The 24922-nt window shown below is 36.1% G+C and carries 21 protein-coding genes; 13 read left to right on the plus strand and 8 right to left on the minus strand.

What is annotated here, in order from left to right:
- Positions 1–60 precede the first annotated feature (60 nt).
- The 8 genes from accA to IE155_RS06685 all read left to right on the plus strand — a co-directional run bounded on the left by accA (position 61) and on the right by IE155_RS06685 (position 7298).
- Positions 61–1017: an acetyl-CoA carboxylase carboxyl transferase subunit alpha gene (accA, locus tag IE155_RS06650; RefSeq protein ID WP_189377452.1), complete on the plus strand. Its 957-nt coding sequence runs from the start codon at positions 61–63 to the stop codon at positions 1015–1017.
- Between the two features lie 21 nt (positions 1018–1038).
- Positions 1039–2553, plus strand: a complete 1515-nt coding sequence (gene tilS / locus IE155_RS06655; protein WP_189377453.1) for a tRNA lysidine(34) synthetase TilS — start codon at positions 1039–1041, stop codon at positions 2551–2553.
- A gap of 126 nt (positions 2554–2679) precedes the next feature.
- On the plus strand, positions 2680–3852 hold the full coding sequence (locus tag IE155_RS06660) for a dicarboxylate/amino acid:cation symporter (RefSeq protein WP_189377454.1): 1173 nt from the start codon (positions 2680–2682) through the stop codon (positions 3850–3852).
- Positions 3853–4002: 150 nt separating this feature from the next.
- On the plus strand, positions 4003–4572 hold the full coding sequence (locus IE155_RS06665; protein WP_189377455.1) for a PhnA domain-containing protein: 570 nt from the start codon (positions 4003–4005) through the stop codon (positions 4570–4572).
- A 707-nt stretch (positions 4573–5279) separates the two neighbouring features.
- The gene (locus IE155_RS06670; protein ID WP_189377456.1) at positions 5280–5537 is read left to right on the plus strand and encodes a hypothetical protein; all 258 of its coding nucleotides are present in this window, start codon (positions 5280–5282) and stop codon (positions 5535–5537) included.
- Positions 5538–5714: 177 nt separating this feature from the next.
- Positions 5715–6056 carry a hypothetical protein gene (locus IE155_RS06675; RefSeq protein ID WP_189377457.1) on the plus strand — a complete coding sequence of 114 codons (342 nt, stop codon included), beginning with the start codon at positions 5715–5717 and terminating at the stop codon, positions 6054–6056.
- A 280-nt stretch (positions 6057–6336) separates the two neighbouring features.
- On the plus strand, positions 6337–6741 hold the full coding sequence (locus IE155_RS06680; RefSeq protein WP_189377458.1) for a GFA family protein: 405 nt from the start codon (positions 6337–6339) through the stop codon (positions 6739–6741).
- 191 nt (positions 6742–6932) lie between these two features.
- A complete protein-coding gene (locus tag IE155_RS06685) occupies positions 6933–7298 on the plus strand; it encodes a hypothetical protein (RefSeq protein ID WP_189377459.1) in 366 nt (121 codons plus the stop codon).
- 73 nt (positions 7299–7371) lie between these two features.
- Here the strand turns inward: IE155_RS06685 and IE155_RS06690 are convergent, their stop codons facing one another.
- A complete protein-coding gene (locus IE155_RS06690) occupies positions 7372–7764 on the minus strand; it encodes a ribosome recycling factor family protein (protein WP_229817104.1) in 393 nt (130 codons plus the stop codon).
- A 45-nt stretch (positions 7765–7809) separates the two neighbouring features.
- Positions 7810–8574 (minus strand): hypothetical protein, encoded by a 765-nt coding sequence (locus IE155_RS06695; protein ID WP_189377460.1) that lies wholly within the window; start codon positions 8572–8574, stop codon positions 7810–7812.
- Positions 8575–8890: 316 nt separating this feature from the next.
- On the opposite strand from IE155_RS06695, the gene cysB reads away from it, so the two are divergent.
- On the plus strand, positions 8891–9865 hold the full coding sequence (gene cysB / locus IE155_RS06700) for an HTH-type transcriptional regulator CysB (RefSeq protein WP_189377461.1): 975 nt from the start codon (positions 8891–8893) through the stop codon (positions 9863–9865).
- Between the two features lie 74 nt (positions 9866–9939).
- Here cysB and IE155_RS06705 read toward each other — a convergent pair whose 3' ends face one another.
- The 3 genes from IE155_RS06705 to pabB form a co-directional block, all read right to left on the minus strand.
- Complete coding sequence (locus tag IE155_RS06705) at positions 9940–11316, minus strand: L-serine ammonia-lyase (protein ID WP_189377462.1); 1377 nt, start codon at positions 11314–11316, stop codon at positions 9940–9942.
- A gap of 132 nt (positions 11317–11448) precedes the next feature.
- Complete coding sequence (locus IE155_RS06710; RefSeq protein WP_189377463.1) at positions 11449–12033, minus strand: CoA pyrophosphatase; 585 nt, start codon at positions 12031–12033, stop codon at positions 11449–11451.
- A 1-nt stretch (position 12034) separates the two neighbouring features.
- On the minus strand, positions 12035–13423 hold the full coding sequence (pabB, locus tag IE155_RS06715) for an aminodeoxychorismate synthase component I (protein WP_189377546.1): 1389 nt from the start codon (positions 13421–13423) through the stop codon (positions 12035–12037).
- A 154-nt stretch (positions 13424–13577) separates the two neighbouring features.
- On the opposite strand from pabB, the gene IE155_RS06720 reads away from it, so the two are divergent.
- The gene (locus IE155_RS06720; RefSeq protein WP_189377464.1) at positions 13578–15092 is read left to right on the plus strand and encodes a fumarate hydratase; all 1515 of its coding nucleotides are present in this window, start codon (positions 13578–13580) and stop codon (positions 15090–15092) included.
- A gap of 106 nt (positions 15093–15198) precedes the next feature.
- On the opposite strand, the gene IE155_RS06725 is transcribed toward IE155_RS06720, so the two are convergent.
- Positions 15199–15816, minus strand: coding sequence for a cohesin domain-containing protein (locus tag IE155_RS06725; protein ID WP_189377465.1), 618 nt, complete (start codon positions 15814–15816; stop codon positions 15199–15201).
- Positions 15817–15990: 174 nt separating this feature from the next.
- Positions 15991–20004 (minus strand): ExeM/NucH family extracellular endonuclease, encoded by a 4014-nt coding sequence (locus IE155_RS06730; protein WP_189377466.1) that lies wholly within the window; start codon positions 20002–20004, stop codon positions 15991–15993.
- A gap of 298 nt (positions 20005–20302) precedes the next feature.
- On the opposite strand from IE155_RS06730, the gene IE155_RS06735 reads away from it, so the two are divergent.
- Positions 20303–21757 carry a DNA recombination protein RmuC gene (locus IE155_RS06735; RefSeq protein ID WP_189377467.1) on the plus strand — a complete coding sequence of 485 codons (1455 nt, stop codon included), beginning with the start codon at positions 20303–20305 and terminating at the stop codon, positions 21755–21757.
- A 20-nt stretch (positions 21758–21777) separates the two neighbouring features.
- On the opposite strand, the gene IE155_RS06740 is transcribed toward IE155_RS06735, so the two are convergent.
- Complete coding sequence (locus IE155_RS06740; protein WP_189377468.1) at positions 21778–22260, minus strand: DUF1353 domain-containing protein; 483 nt, start codon at positions 22258–22260, stop codon at positions 21778–21780.
- Between the two features lie 191 nt (positions 22261–22451).
- Here IE155_RS06740 and IE155_RS06745 point away from each other — a divergent pair, with 191 nt between their 5' ends.
- Together IE155_RS06745 and IE155_RS06750 are read left to right on the plus strand one after the other, a co-directional pair.
- Entirely contained in the window at positions 22452–23798 is a 1347-nt protein-coding gene (locus tag IE155_RS06745; RefSeq protein WP_189377469.1) for a magnesium transporter, read from the plus strand.
- 40 nt (positions 23799–23838) lie between these two features.
- A complete protein-coding gene (locus tag IE155_RS06750) occupies positions 23839–24801 on the plus strand; it encodes a zinc transporter ZntB (protein WP_189377470.1) in 963 nt (320 codons plus the stop codon).
- The last annotated feature ends 121 nt before the right edge of the window (positions 24802–24922 follow it).

Below are 24922 nucleotides of genomic sequence, written 5' to 3' on the forward strand. Positions count from 1 at the left end.
CATTGATTGTGCGAAAAGCATAATTAACTATAGATATAAGAACCTAGGTAATTAAAAGATATGTCATTAAATTTTTTAGATTTTGAGCAGCCTATTGCTGAACTTGAAGCGAAAATTGAAGAGCTACGTTTGGTTGATACAGGCCAAGAGCTTAATTTAGATTTAGAAGAACAAATTACTCAACTTCGCGAGAAAAATAATGAATTAACTAAGAAAATTTTTTCGAACTTAGATCCATGGCAAACGGCTAGAGTAGCCCGTCACCCATTACGTCCATACACGCACGACTATCTTGAGCGAATTTTTACTGATTTTGATGAATTAGCCGGCGATAGAGGATATGCGGATGATAAAGCAATTGTAGGTGGTACTGCTTATATTGATGATAAGCCTGTGATGATCATAGGACATCAAAAAGGTCGTACTACTCATGAAAAAGTAAAACGTAATTTTGGTATGCCTCGCCCAGAAGGCTATCGAAAAGCTTTACGTTTAATGAAAATGGCTGAACGATTTAACATGCCTATTATCACTTTTATTGACACACCAGGTGCATACCCAGGGATAGGGGCAGAAGAGCGTGGACAAAGTGAAGCGATCGCAATGAACCTGAAAGTTATGTCACGATTAAATGTACCTATTATTTGTACTGTTATAGGTGAAGGTGGCTCTGGTGGTGCTTTAGCTATTGGTGTAGGCGACCGAGTCAATATGTTGCAATACTCTACTTATTCAGTTATTTCACCGGAAGGCTGTGCATCAATCTTATGGAAAACGGCTGAAAAAGCTTCTACCGCGGCAGAAGCTATGGGGATAACAGCTAAGCGTATAAAAGAATTAGGCTTAATCGATAATGTTATTTCTGAGCCATTAGGCGGTGCGCATAGAGATGTTGATACTATGTCTGCTATGCTTAAACAATCAATAAAAGAAAATCTAGCTGAGTTAGAAGGGTTATCTAAAGAAGAGTTAATAGAGCAACGCTATCAACGCTTAATGTCTTACGGTTATTGTTAATTAGATAAGTGACTTGCATTTATGTTCTGCAAGTCACTTAATGCTAAAACCACTATGCATAGCTCATCATTTCAGCAAACATTGCAGGCCCACCTTCGATGTTACCCTAACCAACCATTAGTTATTGCTTGCAGCGGCGGTGTTGATTCTATTGTTTTATTACATGAGATCGCTAACCTGGTTAATTTTCATAAAAACATAAATAAGAATGAGGGTGTCGCTCTGAATAATAGAGTGATGGTGTGTTATGTTGATCATGGGTTAAGTCATAATGCAGTGCAGTGGCATAATTTCGTTAAAAATCAATGTATAAAACTTGAGTTAGCTTTTGTTGGTAAAAAAGTAAAACTCGATAAAAGTTCAAACCAAAGCCTTGAAGCACAAGCAAGAGAAGCCCGTTATAGTGCTTTAAAAGAAGTGGCAGGCGAAAATGGTGTGGTATTTACAGCTCACCACCAAGACGATCAAGTGGAAACGTTTCTACTGGCGTTAAAACGTGGGTCGGGTATAAAAGGCTTAAGTGCAATGACAGCACATAGCTTATTAATAACAGAAAAAGGCGCATTGCAGGTTGTGAGGCCTTTACTTAATGTTAGTCGCCAAGCAATTGAGTCAAGAGCTAAAACCCTGAAACTTGAATGGATAGAAGATGAATCTAACCTTGATCAACTATTTGATCGTAATTTTTTAAGACAAACCATTGTTCCTTTATTAGAGTCACGCTGGTCAGGAATCAGTAAAGCTATTGCACGTACTGCTTCGCATTGCCAAGATGCCCAAGCATTGATTGACGAAGTCGCAAGCGTCGATTTACAACAATGTCTAGTTGATGACAACACTTTAAATATTGATGCTCTTTTGAGTCTGTCTAACAGTCGATTTAATTATGTGCTGCGCTATTATCTTGCTCAAAATGGTGAGTTAATGCCAAGTAGTCATGTACTAAGGCAAATTAAACAGCAATTGTCTGCAGACGGCGATAAAACACCTCAGGTAAAAATAGGTCATAAATGGTTTAGACGTTTTAAAAATAAACTTGTTCTTACTGATAATTTTGCTGATATTTCAAACTGGCAACAAATTATTAAATTAACTACTTTGAACGAAAAGCCAGTGACAATAGTATTACCAGATAATCTTGGGCAGTTAGTTTTTGCATCTGAAATTTGTGATTTATTAGCAACAAATATAACTAATGAAGACATTGGAAGTATTTCTGATGGTTTAACCTGTTTATGGTTACCAGAAAAAATTTCAGAATTAAGGCTTACTTTTACTCATGTGAACCCAACGTGTTTACCTGATTATAGAAATCATTCCAGAGCGCTGAAAAAAATATTACAAGAGTTGGAAATAGAACCTTGGCAACGCAAGCGAATTCCGTTGTTGTTCCATGGGGAAAACTTAATCAGTGCTTTAGGCTATTTTGTTTGTCAGCCTTTTAGCATTAAAAATAAGCAACTGAAAGAAACGGGTAAACTAGATCGCATAAGAAAAGTTAATGTTCGCTGGCTTGCGAGTAATAACTCGGGTTAAACTTGACGTCAAATTGATAATAATGACATATAAGCTAAGTCGCTGTTCAAGTTCAATACCTTAAGTCACTTATTCATTATCTTAGAACCAGTAGCATCCAAAACTATTATAACAAACGGAGAAATTATGAATTTAGTATTAAAATTAATTGCTGGCATTTTAGCGGGTATATTAATTGGTTTATATGCACCAGACTTATTAGTGCAATTTACCTTTACGGTTCAAACATTAATTGGTCAATTAATTAAATTTACCATCCCATTAATCATTCTTTTTTATATTGCAAGTGGTATTGCATCATTGCCTCAAGGCTCGGGTGCACTGCTTGGTAAAACAGTAGGCTTAGCCTACGGTTCTACCATTGTTGCAGGAACTTTAGCTTTTATTATTGCTAGTAATGTTTTACCTGGTTTAACAGCGGGTAATTTAGTTGAAATGGCTGAAGGTGAGAAACTAAAAGGCTTTATTGATATTAGCATTCCGCCGTTATTTGACGTAATGTCTGCGCTGGCTATTGCCTTTATATTAGGTATTGGTATTAGTGCAACCAATGCAACTTATTTACGTACAACACTTAATGAAGCTAAAGACGTAATAGAACTCTTATTAAGTAAAGTCATTATTCCAGCACTACCTTTTTATATTGCAGGTGTGTTTGCTGAAATGACGGTAGATGGAACTGTATTCTCAACCTTAAAAACCTTCGGCGTAGTATTAATATTAGCACTTGTCATGCACTGGGTATGGATCACTGTTCTTTATGTTATAACAGGTAGTGCATTAGGTCGTTCACCAATACAATTATTGAAGAACATGATGCCTGCTTATTTCACCGCCTTGGGGACTATGTCAAGTGCGGCTACTATTCCTGTTTCTTTAAAAGCGACCAAAGCAAACAAAGTTAGTGATGGAGTCGCCAACTTTACCGTTCCTTTATGTGCGTCTATACATTTAAGTGGTTCTACTATTACCATAGTAACTTGTGCTACGGCCGTTATGTTACTGTCACCAGAAATAGCTATGCCAGGCTTTACTGCTATGTTTGGTTTCATTTTAATGCTAGGTATCACCATGATTGCTGCGCCCGGTGCGCCCGGTGGTGCGGTAATGTCAGCCTTAGGTTTATTAGTTAGTATGCTTGGGTTTACTGATGCCGCTGTTGCCTTAATGATTGCACTTTATTTAGCACAAGACAGCTTTGGCACCGCTTGTAATGTGACGGGAGACGGCGCTATTGCATTATGGGTTGATAAATTTGCAGGGGAAGAGGGATTATCGGTGGAAAATAAAAGCGAATAGTCACACCTAATCTATCAATAAACATTATAAAAGGACAAGCAAGCTTGTCCTTTTTTCTTACTTATTTGCTTAATTCCCTTATAAAAATAATGGTTAAATTCCTAAAAAAAGCGCATAATAGCGCGCAAATTTATTGAGGGAATATATTCTATGGCAACTGAACAAGCGTTAAAAACACGCAGTAATAATCAATGTGAGTTATGCTCATCTTCATCCTCTTTATCTGTGTATCAAGTACCACCAACAAGTGACGGTAGTGCTCAGCAGTGTGTTTATGTATGTGATACTTGTTTATCTCAAATATTAGGTGAGACACCACTAGACAATAACCATTGGCGTTGTCTGAATGATAGCATGTGGAACCAAGAGCCTGCTGTGCAAGTTATGTCGTATAGAATGCTACATAAATTATCAACTGAGTCATGGGCGCAAGACGCACTTGATATGATCTACCTAGAAGATGAAGTAAAAACATGGGCTGAGCAGGGGATAGCAGCAGAGCAAACCAATGGACCTACACGCGACAGCAATGGTGCAGAATTGCATGACGGCGATAACGTTACCTTAATTAAAGATTTGAAAGTAAAAGGTGCTAATTTTACTGCGAAACAAGGCACTATGGTGCGAGGTATTTCGTTAACCGATAATCCTGAACATATAGAAGGTAAAGTGAATGGTACTCGTATTGTATTAGTGTCAGCCTATTTGAAAAAAGCTTAAGTTATGATTCTCGCTTTCTGTGCTGAATGCGAGAATTGTTCTCCTTTAACTTGATCTCGATAAGGAAACTAGGCTGCTTATTACTACTCGAAATATTACCCGTATATTAGTGATGTCTGTTGTTATGGCGCCACCTTATTTTTCATGCGAATCTTATAAGCGGAAATAGAATTAACTCTAATTGATATAATACCGTATTTAATGTCTGCTTTGTTTGGAGTGATATCGGTTTTCTTGTATTTATGCGTTTTTCCTAGTCAAAGAAAAGATAAATTTTTTACATTCTTCAACCCAGCTGTAGTATTGATGGTCATATTAATTACCATAGGGCTGTCTAATTTATGGTTAATTGATGAACAAATGTTTATGTTAAGTTTCATCTTTGGTGGTCAAGAAATTTCAAAGCCTATAAATAAAGAATAACAATAAAACAATAACGCCGAGGTTAGATAATATTTTAGGCTTGTTGGCGCTTTATTGTACAACCTAGCAAGCTGTTATTTTGTTGTTTACTATGGTGTTAGATTTTTAACGATGGATTATTTATGGAAAGAATTATTAAATTACTATGGAATTTCGGTGCTGCTATTTTTTGGGGCGTATTAATTTTAGGGGTTCCTTTGTTTTTTTTACCTTTTTCCATGTGATCTGGTTGCGATATAATTGAGCATCAATCGTTCACATCACCTGATAATGAAAAAGAAGCTGTGGTTTTAATTCGCAATTGTGGCGCTACAACTCATTGGGAGACACAAATAGTCGTAAGAGAATTAGCTGATAAAGGAAATCAAAATATATTAGTGAGATTAGATGGGCACCCAGAAAGCATAGAGTATAAAGTGTTATGGAAACCAGATAATACGATTGAAATAACAGGATTTAATTTCAACGACCTACTTAGTTTTCACAGTCGAAATTTGGTAGGTGATATCGCAAAATCCATCATACAACCAAAGCCTCGCTAATAATGTTTTGCGCTTAGTGACTTTCAAATAGACAGGCATTTAAGTGGTGACTTTGCTATTTTATAGTAAATTATTTAGCTTGCTTGTTTAAGATAATGATTCTTGAAAATGGAGTTTCATTTCCAGCTGAAGAATATTTCTCTTACCTAGTGTATAAAATGCAACAGGAGATTGTGCATGAAATCTAAAATAATTTTCTCAATATTTATTCTTTTCATTTTCATATTAGGCCTTGCTATCGGTTTGTATGGTGGAGTTAAAGTTGGCGCTTCACGTTCTGTCACTGAACTTTGGGCAGGGGCTAAAATAATGCAAGGTGCAATCTCGTATATTGATCAACAAAAGCCTGATAAAGCACGCTCACTTTTATGTAATTCTATAAAAACAAGAGTAGAGATTATGGATTTTGTTCAGCCGATAAAAAGTCGTGAATCGTCAAATGAAATTGAAGAGCTGGAGCACTATGTTTTTGGGCTAATAGAAGAAGATAAAAGCATATTGACTGCTACCTGCCCATGACGTTGTAATTATGAGAGATTACAGCTATTTTTAGCCATCTACTAGTTTGGTCTAAGCTTTTAGATACTGGCGTTATCAATTATTTGTGGGTTTGGTTCGTTATAGGACTTATTATGTCTTATTTGATGTGTAGAAGAACAGTGAAAGCATTGAATGAGCTGTTAGTAGATGCTTTTAGGCCGTTTTGCAATAAAAAAGTATCTGTTCAGTAATTAACAAGGCCAATTTCTTGTAGAAAGGGAATTAATGTAAAACAACGTATTAAATTATGGAGGCGTATATGAAATTAACCGGAGAGTGTTTTTGTGGTGAAGTTAAATATGAGATAAATGGCTCATTACGAGATGCTAGGTCGTGTCATTGTTCTCGTTGTCGAAAAGTATTTAGTTCACAAGCATCGGCGTATGCGGTAATTGATGCATCTGAATTTCGTTGGGTTAAGGGAGTTGAGTTGTTAACTACATTTAAAAGTCAAAAAGACTTTGGTTTTCAATTTTGTAAGCGCTGCGGTTCTACGCTTTGTGGTACTTATAAAGATCAGGTTCATGGCATAACGTTAGGCTGTTTAAATGAAGATCCCAACATTGAAATTGGTCGACATATATTTGTAGGTTCAAAAGCAAGTTGGGAGGTTATACCTGACAGTATTGTACAATATGAAAAAAATTCACCGGAAGATTCATAATCAACAGCTTTCATTGAAATACCATTTATTCTGTTAACAAACGTTTATATTTTGGCTTAATGATGTAGATCATAAAACAGCTAAAAAGGAATATCACTTTATTGTTTAACTTATAGGTTGAAGGTAGAGTATTTCGATATTTTGAATATATAAGTTGTATTTGTTTTACCAATTAATGCTGAGTAAATGCGATGAAAATAGTAATAACGTTATTGTTAATGACAGGTTTATTTGCTTGTAGTAAGTCGATAGATATTAAGTTGGAGCCTGAAGTATATTTAGTGCTAAGCCAAGATGCCAAGCAAAGAATTTACATTAATGAAAAAGATGAAGCTTATGTAACACTCTCTCAATGGTTAGATGATAATAAAGATGGGTGGTACGCCACATCGGGTCATTATTCTGGTGGTGTTTATGTTAAATCTGGTGAATATGGTGTGCTGATCACTGATTTGAAAGTTATTATTTATTCAACTTTAGGCAAAGCGCCAAAAGCTATTTATGCTAAAAACATTAACAGGGGAGAACTAGGTACGCTATTAAATTTTTCGAAATAGGCTTTAATTAAGTGCTAGTTTATATTTTTAGTTATAGCTTAGTCATGGCTATAGAACCTATAGAGGCAATAGACTAACTTCCCCATTCTATTTCATCTAGTACTTTTCTTGCTTGGGCTACAGTACAGTCTGTTAAGGCCATTAGTTCGTTTACTGTGGTAAGGTTACGCTTTTTGGCCATTTCAAATAATGTTTGATGGGTAAGGGCTTGACGGTATGATGTTAAATGTTTTGCCAACCACAACCAGCTGTCCTCATTTGCTTCTTCTATTAAATGAATAACGCTACTAATTTGCTCAGGGGTCGCTTTAAGTCGCCAATTACGAGAACGACCAATACGGTTTAATTCACAGCCTTGCGATCTAATTTGCGCTTTTAGCGCGTAAGCTTTAAGTACGCGCCTTAAGAATGACGGTAGGATAATTTGCTCTACTTTGGCCATAATAAAATAAGTTGAGATAATCAAAAAATAAAGCCAGCAAATGCTGGCTTAGTTGAATTATGTAAAGGCTTACCATTTCTTTTTTGGTTGAAAAAGTAAATCCAAGTCGTCTTCTTCTGCTTTGGCTTTTTTGGCCGCGTCTGCTGCATTTGTACTTTTTAATGCTTCGGTAATATCAAGTAACTGCTCTTCTAATTCTGCGGTTTTAGCCGTTGTATATTCACTTTGCTTAGGGTGATCTTTTAACGTCTGTAATGCCTTTTCAAAGTATTGTCGAGCAGAGCCAAGCATTTCTTTTTGGAATGCTTGTTTTCCACGCTTATGTAAACTTTCGATATTAATCTTAAGTTGCATTGCATCAAGTTTAAGGTCTTCAGCCATGAAGTTTTGGGCATCGAGCGCACCTTTACTTTGTTCTGAACGAAGAATAGCACGTAATTTTTTTATTGTTTGCAAAATGAAGACTAGTTGTTGTTCATTGTCGGGTAGGATAAAGGTTTCGGCAGTTTGGGTATTAGCGTTAAGGTCTTTGGTTGCGCTTAAGCGGGCCTGCATTTCTTGAACACGGGTTTTGAAGGCTTTTGTTTCAGGAATAATCGCCAACATTGCCTTGGCGGCATTAAGACTACGCTGATGCAAAATTTCTGTCAGTTTGGGATTAGGTGGTATATGAGCCATATTAACGAGTAGCTCTTCAGTTTCATCGATAATTGCTTTTTGCTTGGCCGCTTTAGCTCTTTTTTCTTGTTCTATTTTTGCTTTGTGTTGTTGAATAGCGTTTACACCAACTACGATAACAATCAACGCAACAACTAAGCTTATAATTATACCCATGTATATATTCCAATTAAGAATTTTAAACTGCATTACCAGTCTACAAAAAATGTAGGACTAAGCAAAGTGTTAACTATATTTTAATTTATTAACTATAGCTTATTCAGTAAACTTAGTACCTGTTGTAATTTAATTACATATTTATAAGTGACAAATAACAAATGTTACTTTTTTTACCATAATTGATGTAATAAACCGCAAATAGGCTTGTTTATTAAACTTAAATGAAATTTTTTTACAAAAAAAGTAAAATTATTATGGAATATATGTTCGATTAAGTATATATTTTTGATATAAGCCATTTTTGTTTACTGCTATGAAACTGCAACAACTCCGTTATATCGTCGAAGTACAAAACAATAACCTTAATGTTTCTGCAACTGCTGAAGCGTTATTTACCTCACAGCCAGGGATAAGCAAGCAAGTTAGAATGCTTGAAGATGAATTAGGCATTCAAATTTTTGGTCGTAGTGGTAAACATTTAACACATGTAACTTCCCCTGGCCAAGAAGTTATAAATATCGCAACTGAAATTTTATCAAAAGTTGAAGCTATTAAAGCGGTTGCTCGGGAGCATACACAACCTGATGAAGGTAAATTGCGCATTGCAACGACTCATACTCAAGCGCGTTATGCATTGCCTGAAATAATTCAAGGCTTTATGAAAAAGTATCCTAAAGTTACTTTGCATATGTCTCAGGGAACACCATCACAAATAAGTGATGCTGCCTCTAAAGGTGAAGCTGACTTTGCTATTGCTACTGAGTCATTTCATTTGTATAACGATTTAATAATGCTGCCGTGTTATCACTGGAATCGCAGTATTATTGTAAGAAAAGATCACCCTTTAGCTGTCAGTAAAAATTTAACCATTGAGGATATCGCAAAATATTCTTTGGTTACTTATGTCTTTGGTTTTACTGGGCGTTCAGAATTAGATAATGCATTCTCTAATGCAGGTGTTACACCAAAAATAGCATTTACAGCAACTGATGCTGACGTAATTAAAACCTATGTGCGATTAGGTGTCGGCATTGGTGTGATTGCCACAATGGCTATGGATAAAGAATTAGATAAAGACTTAGTCACATTAGATGCCAGTCACTTATTTAAAGCCAGCACTACAAAAATAGGTTTTAGGCGTGGTACCTTTTTACGCGGTTACATGTTTGACTTTATTGAACGCTTTGCACCGCATTTAAATCGTGATTTAGTGACTCGCGCAGTATTATTAAAAAACAATACTGAAATTGAAGAAATGTTCGCAAATATAGATTTACCTGTTCGTTAATATATTAGTAATAGTTAATAATGAGTTAAATAAAAACGCCAGCAAGTGCTGGCGTTTTTTGTGGTTATTACAAATTAACATTCAATAATATTTACCGCTAAGCCGCCACGCGATGTTTCTTTATATTTGGTTTTCATATCGTTACCTGTTTCCCACATCGTTTTGATCACTTTGTCTAAAGATACTTTTTGCGTACCCGTTCCACGTAAGGCAAGCCGAGAAGCATTAATTGCTTTAACTGAACCCATGGCATTACGTTCAATACATGGGACTTGTACAAGTCCTCCTACCGGATCGCATGTTAAGCCTAAGTTATGCTCCATGCCTATTTCTGCCGCATTTTCTACTTGTTTTGGGCTACCCCCCATAATTTCAGTAAGTGCCCCCGCTGCCATAGAACAAGCGACACCGACTTCTGCTTGGCAGCCACCTTCAGCGCCAGATATTGTTGCATTGGTTTTATATAAAATACCAATTGCAGCAGCGGTTAATAAATAACGAATACAAGTATCGTCATCTACTTTCTTTATAAATTTGTCGTAATAACACAAAACGGCAGGAATAATTCCCGCAGCACCATTAGTAGGTGCGGTAACCACACGACTACCAGCAGCATTTTCTTCATTTACCGCTAAAGCAAACAAATTAACCCAATCCATCGCTGATAAAGGATCATTATTATTTTCTATAGATAACGAATGAAATAATGCAGGGGCACGACGATTAACTTTTAAGCCGCCGGGTAAGATACCTTCGGTTTTCATGCCTCGACTCACACTTTGATACATAGCTTCCCAGATCGCTACAAGTTGTTTTCTGACTGTAGCTTCATCATTTAGGCACTTTTCGTTATCCATCATAATAGTGCTAATGCGAAGTCCCTTTTCTTTGGTAATACTGAGTAATTCATCTGCAGTTGAAAACTTGTGAGGTCTATCTATATTTGAATGTAGTGATAAAGCCTTGTCTTTTTCTTTTTCAAAGTCACAATCTTGAACAATAAAGCCACCACCAATGCTGTAATAGGTTTCTTCAAATAGTAACTCTTTGCCTTGATAAGCAAATAATGTCATTGCATTAGCATGGGCAGGTAATGTTTTTCGGCGATGATAAACAATAGCATTCTCTTTTGGAAAACCGATTTCTTTTTGATGCATCAAGTTTATTTTTTCACTACTGACCACTTGAGCCAGTATTTGGTCGATTGAATCAACCGCGATATCTTCGGGTGTTTCACCTGACAATCCTAAAATGACGGCTTTACCTGTACCATGGCCGATACCTGTTTGCCCTAAAGAACCAAAAAGCTCACACTTTACTCTATCTGTCTTCGATAATAGATTATTTTCAACCAAATGTTCGGCAAATAACTTTGCCGCTTTCATTGGTCCTACAGTATGAGAGCTGGATGGACCAATACCAATAGAAAACATATCAAATACACTAATCATGGGGTAAACCTGAATTATTGTCAGCTATTAGGTGACTGTTAAAAATTATTTTCGGTAATGGTAACTGAAAGTTATCGAACAGTTAAACAAAATATTTTCATATTATAGTTTGAATTGGTTAAATAACCGAATTTAGGGTTGTAATTGTTCTGCTAATTTTTTTAAGATTGAGGCGGTTACCCCCCAAATGTTGTAATGCTTGTATGGCATGAAGTAGACGGAGTGGGTGGTTAAGTTATGATAAAGATTTAACGCAATATGATTATTGCTATTGAGGAAATGGTTTAAAGGTACATGAAAAATTTCTGCAACTTCATTGGTATTTAAACAATACTGACAAGGGGGATCAATAAAGCCAAGAACAGGAGTTATATGATAACCTGTTGCTGTGTGATAAGTTGGCAATGTACCTACCACTGTGATGTTGTTCTCGCTGACGCCTATTTCTTCTTGGGTTTCTCTAAGCGCAGTGGCTATTTCATTAATATCGTATTCTTCAACTTTACCGCCGGGAAAACTAATTTGTCCGGCATGATGTTTTAAATGACTAGCTCGTAATGTAAGAATAACCTCCAGTTGATCGTTTTGTTCAATAATTGGAATTAACACAGCGGCTCGGGTTAAGTTTTTCCCAAGCACAAAAGGGGGCTTTTGACTCGGCATTAGCGAAGCGGTGTTATTGAATAAAAATTGCGTTAAAAACGTTTCTTTTCTCATTTTATAACTGGGCGAGTATTGGTAGTATTTTATTTACTTTATCTAAACTCTCTTGATATTCAGAGTCTACTTGCGAATCAGCAACAATGCCACCACCCGCCCAGCAATGTATATTTTTTTCGATACACACCAATGTGCGTATGGTAATGCTAGTATCCATATTTCCACAGGCTGAGATATAACCAATAGAACCACAATAAATTGACCTTCGTTGTGGTTCTAATTCATCAATAATTTCCATTGCTCGTATTTTAGGTGCTCCTGTTATTGAGCCTCCAGGAAATGCTGCGCGTAATAAGTCGTGTGCACCGTATTGCTCAGATAAAGTCCCCTCAACTGTACTAACTAAGTGGTGAACGGCAGGGAAGCTTTCTATTTCAAATAGCTTCGGGACTTTGACTGTTCCGGCTTGACAAACTCGGCTGATATCATTTCGCAGTAAATCAACGATCATTAAGTTTTCAGCACGATCTTTCTCTGAGTTTAATAATTTCTCGGCATTTGTTTTATCTTGGCGTGGATCGCTACTACGTACTTGGGTACCTTTTATTGGCTTACTTTCTACTTTATTGTCATTTAATTTTAAAAAGCGCTCAGGTGATACACTTAAAATAGCTCTATTATCAAAACGCATAAATGCCGAAAAAGGTGCTTGATTTTTTTCTCGTAAGGCTAAATAGGCCAAAAACTCATTACCTTGATAAGCAGCCGAAAAGCGCTGTGTTAAATTAATTTGATAACAGTCGCCAGATAATAGATATTGCTGAATCCTATCAAATTTATCATGGTAGTCTTGTTTGCTGATATTAGTTTGCCATGAAGTGTTGAGTGTGAAAGCTTGCTTGTTAGCTGATGTTTTCGTGTCTCTTAGTAAATTATTTATTTGATTCGTTATAACGCTTCTTTCTTGTTCAGGACAAATAAGGTAATAAGTTTTTTCTTTGCGATGATAAATTATCGCTTGGTTATAAATCCCCACTGCCATTTCAGGCATATTAATGTCTTGCACTGCTTGGCTGGGTAGCGTTTCAAAACACCGGCCTAAGTCATATGAAAAATAACCTAAACTGCCACCATAAAAGGGTAAGTCCCCCTGATTTATTTGATACTTTTCAAAGATATTTTGTTGTGTTTGCTCAAGTAAGGTAAGGGGATCATCGTTACTTTGTGTTGTTGAATTTTCCTTAACATGGCTAATCGTTGTCGTGGTTTGCTTACTAATATTGCAAATTTCGGCTACAACCGTAGCAACGGGCTGCCACACCATGATATCGAACTGGCTGTCGATATGATCACTATCGCACGAATCTAACCACATTGCCCACGACTGGTTTTCTAAGAGAGAAAACACTTCACTAGGAAGTAAGCTTTGACTAAAGTGCAAAGGCATCGCACTTATTTTTTGTTTATTATATTCTAACAAGATAGTTACCTTAGGTTTGTACTGGCAGGCTCGTTACAAGCAGGGTATCATATCGGCAAATTTATAACTTTCAACAATAGATTGTTCAATAGAGCAATTCTAACGCGTCCCAAGGGTAGTTATGGCTATTATAAAACAACAAGACTTAATTGAAAGTATTGCAGATGCGCTGCAATACATCTCTTATTATCATCCATTAGATTTTGTTCAAGCATTAGAAAAAGCATATTACAAAGAGCAAAGTAAAGCGGCAAAAGATGCAATAGCACAAATCTTAATTAACTCGCGTATGTCGGCTCATGGCAAACGTCCTATATGTCAAGATACTGGAATTGTTACTTGTTTTGTAAAAGTAGGTATGGGAGTTCAGTGGGATAAAACAGACATGACTGTTCAACAAATGGTTGATGAAGGTACTCGCCGCGCTTACCTTAATCCTGATAATCCTTTAAGAGCGTCTATTGTTGCAGACCCTACTGGGGCCAGAAAAAACACTAAAGATAATACGCCTTCTGTCGTTCATATTGATATGGTTGAAGGTAACGAAATTGAAGTGATGATTGCCGCAAAAGGCGGTGGTAGTGAAAATAAAACTAAAATGGCAATGTTAAATCCAAGCGATTCTATTGCTGATTGGGTAGTGAAAACCTTACCCAGTATGGGAGCAGGTTGGTGTCCACCGGGTATGTTAGGTATAGGTGTTGGTGGAACGGCTGAAAAAGCCGCAGTACTTGCTAAAGAAAGCTTAATGGAGCCCGTAGATATTCAAGAATTACTTGATCGTGGCCCTCAAAATGCAGAAGAAGAGTTACGTTTAGAAATTTATGATCGTGTTAATAAGTTAGGTATTGGTGCACAAGGTCTTGGTGGTTTAACAACGGTAGTTGATGTCAAAATTAATTCAGCGCCAACGCATGCGGCGTCTAAACCAGTAGTTATGATCCCTAACTGTGCAGCAACACGCCATGTACACTTTCATTTAGATGGTTCAGGACCGGCGGATCTTACGCCGCCTAAATTAGAAGATTGGCCTGAAATTACCTGGGAAGTTGGTGAAGATGTTCGTCGTGTGAATGTTGATGGCTTAACTAAAGCCGATATCGCGCAATGGAAAACTGGAGAAACGGTCTTATTAAGCGGCACTATTTTAACGGGTCGAGATGCGGCACATAAACGTATTCAAGAAATGTTAAATAATGGCGAAGAGTTACCGGTAGATTTTACCGATAAATTTATTTATTACGTTGGCCCTGTTGATGCTATAGGTGATGAAGCGGTTGGCCCAGCGGGACCAACAACAGCAACCCGTATGGATAAATTTAGCGAACTTATGCTAGCTAAAACAGGCTTATTAGGTTCTATAGGTAAATCTGAACGTGGTGCGGCAACCTGTGAAAACATTAAAAAACATAAATCTGTTTATTTAATGGCAGTAGGTGGCGCAGCTTATTTAGTGTCTAAAGCAATTAAAAAAGCAAGAGTTGTTGCTTTTGAAGATTTAGGTATGGAAGCTATTTATGAATTTGTTGTTGAAGACATGCCGGTAACGGTAGCCGTTGATTCTACTGGAGAATCGGCTCATGTGACAGGGCCTCAAATTTGGCAGAAAAAAATTGAAGTAATGGACAGTAAATAACGTTTGCCAATTGAAAAATACTATCGTTAACTCATTAAAAAGCCTGCATAGCGCAGGCTTTTTTAATTTTGGAAATGTCCTGTTGAGCCGTTATAAAACCGATATTTTATGAGTCTTGAACTCTGCGGTGATTAACAATTAAGCCACCTAAAAGCATTAATAACAGTAAACTTAATGTGCTAGGCTCAGGGACCGTTGCCACGTTACCTACTGTTAATTGCGTATTTGATGAAGTAATTCGTGAAAAGCTATTACCCAAATCATCGGTCAATTGTATATTACTTAACGTTATATCAGACATGCCAGACATAAGCGCTGTAAAATTAATAGTCACTAAGTTAAATGATGCTAAGCCGTCTTGCGCAAAAAATAAATCATCAAAGAAAGCGAATGAGGTTTCTCCAACATTCAATGTACCTGGTGCAGGTTGGCTAATGTCTTGAAAACTTGCAAAAACAGGATCAACATCTAGCTTGTTGCCAAAGGTAATAGAGTCGAAGGCTAAAACACTTTCATCAAAGTTAATATCAACATTAAATATCGCTAATAATTTTTGAAAGCCAACGTTATCGTATTCAATCTCGTTAATATCAATGATTAAAGCGATGCTATCGCCCACTTGATAATTAGATTGTGCACTTTCAGCAGTAATTAATGTGGCTTGAGCATTAGTGGCGGTTAATGCAATTAAACATAAAAGTGAAGCGAGTAAAACATTTTTCATGGTTATTCCTATTATAAATTTTTAAATGTAGGTCGGTATTTATGCCGACAATAATTTTTAAATCTGATACAAAATTCTCTAATCTAGGTCCGCATTTATGGCGACAATAGTAGCCCTTAATAGTTGATATTTTTAAGGGCTACTTATGATCTAAACGTTACCTACTGATTAACATTAATTAAGCGCACAGCGACTTCTAGTACAAAGTCCCATTAATGCGCGGACATCAGCGGTGTTGACTACTGTGTCATTATTGAAGTCGTATGAACTATCAAAAACAACGCCTTCTCTTAGCTGTTGGTTAAAAAGTCTAATGTCATTCATATCAATGTCATTATCATTATCTAAATCACCAGTTAAGCTTGCTGTATTGGTTAAGTTTAATGACACAATGATCGGGTCATGATCAGAGGCTCTGAACGGGTCAGCACGATAAAAACTCTCTAACTGTGCGTCAGATTTATTTTCAGTGTTGTAGTCAAATGCACGTGGTTCATCTGCATTAATATGCCAAACTGTAACGTCTTCAACTAAAGATGACATTGCTGCATTAGCAATTGCATGATCTAAATAACCAATTTCGCCACCAAAAGAATAAGAATAAGCTGAGTTACCTAAGTAATTAGCTAATAAATTTTGATAGTTATTGTTGGTAAATTCACGAATGGGATCTTCCTGGCCATAAGCGTTTAAATCACCAATTATTAATGTGTTTTGTTCACTTACATTCGTTGGGTTTGACTCAAGCCATGTCATCAGCTTTGCCGCTGCTTGTGTACGTAACTCATTCCAACAGCTTTGTCCGTCATTTAAATCCATGTTATTACCTGTAGCACTGCCACAACTACCTTTTGATTTAAAATGATTTACCGCAACGGTAAATACTTTGTTGTTAGCAATAGAGTTAAATGATTGAACAAGTGGTTGGCGGTTTCCATAATCAAATGGCGCGCTGTCTAATGTTACGGCATTATTAACCAAACTCACTTTACTTGGCTTGTATAATAGGCCGACGGTAATTTCGTCTGAACCTATGTTATTTGTATCCATAGACACATATTGATAGGTATTAGCACCTACTGCTTCATTAAGCTCTTGTGTTAAATTGGCGATAGCTGAAAACTCACTAAAACCATCATTTTCAATTTCCATCAAACCAATAATATCAGCGTCAATTTCAGTTAATGCGGCAACTATTTTACTACTTTGGCGGCTAAACTCTAAGGCAGTTGTTGCGCCTCTTGAAGTAGGAAAACCGCCACCTTGTCCATTACCATTGAAATAGTTAAGTACATTGAAGCTTGCTATTTTAATATCAGCAACGTTGGCTAATTGTGGTTGAAGCTTTCTATCATTGCTCTGCTCAATTAAAGGTGGTGTGCTTGGTAATAATTGGTAATTACTATAACTAAAATCAATAACCCCCATTAAATTACGAACAGTGTCGCCTAGTCGAACTGTATTTTCATGAGCTAATCCATCGCTTGGGAAAAGCACAGGATCAGGATTTTGAGCACTACTTATATCATCTACTAGTAAGCGATTTTTAGCATTTTTTTCTGCTAAAGCAATGGCTTGAGGACTATTTGCCGTAAAGACATTGGTAGGAATGATTAAACGTCCATTAGACACAGTAAACTGGCCAAAACGCGCTAAGTTATAGGTATCGGCAACACTTAACACTTGAGAATTGCTTACTAACATTCCTTCTAGCGATTCAAAGGCGTCTAGTTGCTCAGAAGGTAGTGAAAACTCTGTGGCAATAATAGGGCTAGTTGCACCGCAGTCTAATAGTGCTTCATCTAGTGTAAGCTGTGTGCGTTGATATTCTTCTTTAATCGTGCCTTTAGCTCGAATTAACTGTCCTACACTCGGCATTTGATCTTTATTATTTAATGAAATAAACAGACCTTCTGAAGTGCTACTATCATTGTCAGAATCACTAGCTTCTTCTTGGATAAAAAAGCCAGATAAATTTTCTGCTGTTAAGGTCACAACGGCTTCAACTACCTTGGTTTCACCGACGAATGGTGAGCTTTGTGAATGACCTTGTATCGCGCTAATTAACGTTGCTTCGTCGTAACATGCGCCTAATGTAGAGGTAGGAGGTGTTTCATTACCACCACCTTCACCATCGAATTGATGAGTACCTAGAAAAGTAAATGTGTCGCTTGCATGCTCATCCCATTCAATTGTTCTATCGAAAGTATCATTTACAACAGTATCACCTTGAACAACTGACTCTTTACGAGTTAATGTTACATTTGATCCCCAAGATTGACGGACGCCTTTGGTGCCAAAACTATCAACTACATTGCCATCATAAGTTAATTCAACATAATCATCACCATTGAAGTTAACTGTACTTGAAAATACGTCGATATAGGGTTTTAAAGCACTATTATCAGTAATTTGACTCGAACCTAATACAAGCACATCGTTAGCTAAAATTTCACCTGACAGGGCTAGAGTAGAGTTAGGTTCACTACTTCCATTAGAGTAGAGCTTTAACTCCCAATTAGTTAATGAAATTGTCGCTGAAGTAGGATTAAAAATCTCAATAGCTTTATTGTAACTACTCCCCTCTACATACTCAGAAATAAACAAACCGCCATTGCTTGTTGGAGGTTCAATAGGATCTGTTGGTTCTGTAGGGTCCGTTGGATCAGTTGGATCAGTGGGTTCTGTAGGGTCCGTTGGTTCAGTGGGTTCTCCTGAGCAATTGTCAGAGAAAACGCTATTTACCCATTCTGGGTGATCAATAAATGGATTACGATTACCTTGAAATTCATAAATGGCATTGTTTCTAGATTTTTCAATATTATCAACGGGATCTGCTGCATGCCATGTAAGTAAGGCACATAGTTTACCGAGCTTGGCCTCTCCAGTATTGGTTAAATAATTAACTAACGTTAAATCTGGTGTTTGTGCATCTAAGCCTTGGTACCTAACATCCATATAAAACATCATACGCGCAACATCACCTTTGACCGAATCTCTTGGTTCGAAAGAGTTACTGTCATATTTATTTGCTGGAGCTTCAGGTAATACGTTATCGCTGTAATCAAAATCTAAATTACCGCGTGAAGCGTTAACTGAAATATCTGATGGGCGAAGGTGATGTATATCTGTATAAGCTGTTGTACTTGAACTTGGAAAACCGTGGCTTTTCGCCCATACGTGCTCTCTGTTCCAATTGTCTTGGTTAGTTGATTGTGAGCCACTTCCATTTGAGAATTTAGCGATTGAAGTGCCTTTATATATTAGTAATACATTGTCGCTATTAAATGGATCTTCATCAGTTTGTGTTAATGCAGTCCAAACTTCTGAATACGTTAGGGGTTGATGACCAGTAGAAATAATGTTCGATAAGCTGTCTTTAAGTTGATTTTTGCTATAATTTGCATCTAAGGCTGCATACATATTTGCATAATAGCTTGTATCATCAAATGTTTGCGCGTCAGCAATTTTCGTTAAATCTGGACAGTTATAACACGCATTGGTGATTGTTGTTGGCTCATTATTAGGCTCTTCTATTTCACCTTCACCTTCATCTGGTTCTTCACCACTTAAGGAGCCACTTAACACTAAGTCATCAAAACTAATATACTCATCACCGGCGTTATTAAGCATACTAATTCTTATGGCTAATGTATTACCACTTGGAATGTCGACATTAATTTGTTGTGAGGTAAAATTCCCTGTTAATGGTAATTGTGCTGTACCTGCATTTTGTGCCGCGACGAACTCACCACCATTAATGGAGTATTCAATATTGAAAAAATCTAATCCTTCATGCGTACCATCTTCTGATGCTACAAGACTTAACGATAGTTGTTGATAATTGCTAATATTGATTGTTTCTGTTTGCCAATAGGCGACACCATCTAAATCGCGCCCCTCAAATTTTTGATTGGTGACTTTAAACCAGTCACTTGAAGCCGTTAATTTGGCTGAACTTACATCAATTGACCATTTGGTTATGTTGGACATGTTTAAGGTGGAATTTACTGCACCTTTTCCTTCAACAGCTGGATCATTAAAATTTTCTTGCCAAACGACATCAGCATAGGCTGAAGCTGATAAAAAGCTAGCGATTAAAATACTTGTTATTTTGTTGAATTTATTGGTGTTATGTTGGTTTTCTTTATTTTTATTTACTACAGGTATACGTAAATTGTTTTTCATTTTATTGCATCCATAAGTTTATGATCCTCGCTATAATGGCCCAACACTGTTAAATATATGTGACATTTTTTTAACATATTTAAAAAACATAACCATTTGGTTTGTTTTTGTAAGTAGGTGTATTTTAATGATTGAGATTATCGAAAATGAACAAATAAAAGGCGTAATAAAATTATAAAGTTAGTTACTTAACGATGAAAAAATGATTTAATAGCTGTACAAATACACAGTTCAATGTTTTTAATATACATTTGATGAAAAGTGTCATTTTTAATTACAAACTAGGTTAGATAATGTAATGGATAAACTCACAGCACTGACAACATCTTCGTTAACAAACTCTACTATAAATGAACAGCTTTTTTGGATTCTTACTATCGGTTTGTCGGTTATTGCATTAATAGTGTTAATTATTTTATTTTTATTACTTAAATATAAAAGTCACAATCAGCAGCTTTTACAGCTTTTAAATCAGCAACAAGAATTAACAATACGAGCTAGTCAATCAGAGGCTGGCTTTCAGCAACAATTAATTTCGACACTATCTTCAAATCATCAAGTGATTACTAACCATCAGTTTGAGCTTAAAAACTACTTTGAGCAGCAGTTAGCTGAACTTAAATTAAAACTATTACGACAACAGGCAGACTTATCTGAGAAACAAGGGCAGGGAGTTTCTACCTTAAATGAAAAGCTATTAACTGTATTACACCAGCATCAGCAGCTATTTACTGATAACCAAAATAAAGCGCTTGAGCAATTAATGAAACACCTAAACGATAATCATCAAGTAAATAGAGAAGAACAAAGTAAATCAATGCTTGCTTCTAGCGAGCAAATGACAAAAAAAATTAATGAACTAACACTTTCAACTGACAATCGCTTGAAAGAAATTAGTGAACAAGTAGAAAAACGCTTAGCTGATGGTTTTGAAAAAACCACTAAAACCTTTAACGATATTGTTAAGCGTCTAGCGTTAATAGATGATGCGCAAAAGAAAATAACTGAGTTATCAACAAACGTTGTGAGTTTACAAGAGGTATTATCAGACAAACGCTCTCGAGGGGCTTTTGGTGAAGTACAACTGAATGGCTTAATACGCAATGTTTTGCCTGAGCAAAGTTTTAGCTTACAACATACATTGTCTAATGGAAAAATAGCTGATTGCGCGTTATTTCTGCCTAAGCCAACGGGTACTGTGATTATCGACTCAAAGTTTCCTTTAGAAAGTTATCGTAAAATGACAAATATCCATTTAGGCGATGCTGATAGAAAAGCAGCTGAGCGTCAATTTAAACTCGATATTAAAAAGCATATTAAAGATATTAGTGAAAAATATATTATTGAAAATGAAACCTCTGATGGCGCCATTATGTTTATTCCTGCTGAAGCCATTTTTGCAGAAATACATGGCCACCACAGTGATTTAGTTGAAATAGCTAATCAACAGCGTATTTGGTTAACATCACCAACAACATTAATGGCAATATTAACAACAGCCCGTTCTGTGTTAAAAGATGAAGCGACTAAAGAGCAAATACATATCATTCAAGCGCATTTAGGTGAACTTGCTAATGACTTTAGTCGCTTTAGAACGCGTTTTGATAATTTAGCTAAACATATCGACCAAGCCGCTACAGATGTTAAGCAAATTCATACATCAGCCAATAAAATATCAAATCGCTTTATTAAAATAGAAGAAGTAGATTTAACTTCAACACATAAAGTAAAACCTTTGAAATTGAATGAATAAACAAAATAAAGCGCCATTATTTACTGCTTTATTAATTTAGGTTTTAGATCTTCAGGAACCTTTCTACGTAACATTATCCATAGAGGCCAACCAAATAATATGGTTAATAGCCAAGTAAAGTAGTCAATTAAATAGAGTTCATTACGTTCTATGCCGACTTGGCGTATTAATTTACACCATGCAAAGAAACCAAATTGCGGTTTATATTTATATACTTTGTTATCTTTTATTCCCCATAAGTAATTATATTTAAAACAAAAATCGTGAATAATAACAGGAATTAATAATAGTCCTGTGGGTGAAAAAAATATCCAAACAATTGCAGGGTATGAACTACCATCAAAAATAAAACCTTTAGGAAAGATTATGCTTCTATTATTAGGTAATTGATAATGCCAATTTTCAGTTAATTGCCACTGACGTCTTCTAAAAAGTAACAACCATACTTTGGTTAAAAAGTTGCTCTTTTGGGTTTTTATCGCAAAAGGCTGTAATATAGGCATTTCCATGGCGTTGTTAATTAAATTAATTGTATTTACTGTATTTTATCGTTAAGTCACTAGAGTAATAAAACGCAAAATTTTATTACGTTTGATTGAAATATTTGATTAAAGATTTACAAACGTTAGTGTTATTTTATTAAGTACACACGCTCAGCATTACCATTTATAAAGTATTCAAGAAAGGAAGTACGATGACGTTAGATATACTCTCAGATTACATTGAAAAGTTAGAGCAACACCTTGCTGAGGAGTTGTCTCTAGATTTACTCATTGGAGAGTTAGCTGAGCAACTTCAACCTGAGCAAATAGCAATTTTATTAGAAGCGTTTCCAATTAAATCTCGTTTAATTGTTTGGGAATTATTACCGAGTGATTGCCAAAAAGACGTTTTTCTAGAAATGAAAAATGAGTCTCGGCAGATGCTGTTAAATGTACTTAGCGATGATGCATGCTATTTGTTATTAGATAAATTAGACGCAAGTAGTTTACTTGATTTTACTGATGATTTAAGTGATCGTTTTGTTGAATACGCTGTCGCTCAAATGACCGCGAAACAACGTGAGCACTTTAAAGCGGCCCAAGATTATAAAGACGATGAAGTAGGGCATTGGCAAACGTTTAATGCAAAACAAATTCCTCAGCAAATAAAAGTATCTGCCGCCAAAAAGTTGTGCTCTAAATCATTACCACAGTTGACGGAAACAGTTTACGTTACTGATTCACAATCAAAATTAGTGGGTGAAATTGCGATTAACCGCTTGTTAAGCTTAGATGATGACGCGTTATTAGTTGATGTTATTAACCATGATATCCAGTTTTTACAAGCAAGCAGTGATATGGATGAGGCTGCCGAAATTGTTATCATGTCAGGTAAATCAGCGCTTCCTATTGTCGATGATAATGGTCGTTTAATGGGGAGACTTGATTTGTTTTCTGCTTTTAAACACCAAGAAGAAGAAAGAGACAATCAATTAATGCAATCAGCCGGTTTAGTTGAAGAGGAAGATTTATTTGCTAGTGTGTGGTTAAGTAGTAAAAACCGCGCTATTTGGTTAGGAATTAATTTAATAACGGCCTTTTTAGCTTCTTGGTTTATAGGTTTATTTGAAGCAACATTACAACAAGTGGTCGCATTAGCAGTACTTATGCCCGTAGTAGCTTCTATGGGGGGGATTTCAGGTAGTCAAACCCTTACTTTAATTATTAGGGGGTTAGCGTTAGGGCAAATTACTGATGCTAATAAAAAAGCAATTATTAATAAAGAGCTTAAAGTAGGTGCTATTAATGGCATATTATGGGCACTGGTAATTGGGATAATTACCTATTTTTGGTTTGAAAGTCCCATGCTTTCATTCACTATTTGTATTGCGATTTTAGGAAATATAATTGTGGCATCATTATCAGGTGTTTGGGTGCCTTGGGTGCTTAATAAATTAAATATTGATCCTGCATTATCAGGTTCAGTCATTTTAACAACAGTCACTGATATTTTTGGTTTTATTGCCTTTTTAGGCTGTGGTACTTTATTTCTATTGTAGTCATTAATGCTACTTGGTGTTTTTTAGAAAGGAAAAAATAATGAGTTCGAAAGAGTTTGTCTATGGCTACTATTTCAATAACGATGCTAAGGGTGAGAAAATTCTATCACTAGAAACCCTTGATACATCAAGAAAGTATTGGCTACATTTCGATTATACAAAAGCAACGACTAAAGAATGGTTTGAAAATCATAGTCAGCTTAACCCAGCGGTAATCAACGCATTATTAAATGAGGAAACCCGCCCAAGAGCAACGCCTCTTAATGAAGGCGTATTAATTTCTTTAAGAGGCGTTAATTTAGCACCCGATAGTAACCCTGAAGATATGGTGTCGATCAGAGTATGGTTTACACCAAACTATATTGTCAGTACAAGAAGACGCACTTTATTGTCAACAAAAGATATGGCGGATGACTTAGAACAAGGTATAGGACCTAAAAGTCCTGCTCAGTTTACGGTGTCTTTAACAGGCCGTTTAATCGAACGCATGACTGATACAATTAATGATATTGAAGACAAGGTAGCCGAAATTGAGGAAAGTATCCTCACATCAAGCACCTATGAGCTAAGAAATGATGTTGCTGGTTTACGTCGACAAATTATTTCACTAAGACGCTATCTATCACCTCAGCGAGAGGCAATGTTACAATTACTCAGTGAAAAAATAACGCTATTCTCATCGGATGAAAAAATTCAATTACGTGAAACCACAGATCATTTAACACGTTTTATTGAAGATTTAGATTCTATTAAAGACCGTGCAGCTGTTACCCAAGAAGAGATAAATAATAGACTGGCTGAACAAATGAACAATCGAATGTATGTTCTGTCGATAGTTGCTGCAATATTTTTGCCTCTTGGTTTTTTAACCGGACTTTTAGGAATAAATGTAGGAGGGATACCAGGTGCTGAAAACACAAACGCTTTTATTATTTTTAGCGGTATTCTAGTTGTTATAGTGGCACTTCAAGTGCTTATTTTTAAAAAGAAAAAATGGTTTTAAATTGATTTTTATATTACTTTTAAGTGAGCTCATCTACTTCAAAGTTCTTCAATAAATCCCCTTGAATACTAACCCCAACTTAATTGTTTGCGGTTAGTATTGTTATGCCAATTATTAAACT

It is taken from the genome of Thalassotalea profundi, assembly GCF_014653195.1.
Taxonomy (GTDB): domain Bacteria; phylum Pseudomonadota; class Gammaproteobacteria; order Enterobacterales; family Alteromonadaceae; genus Thalassotalea_B; species Thalassotalea_B profundi.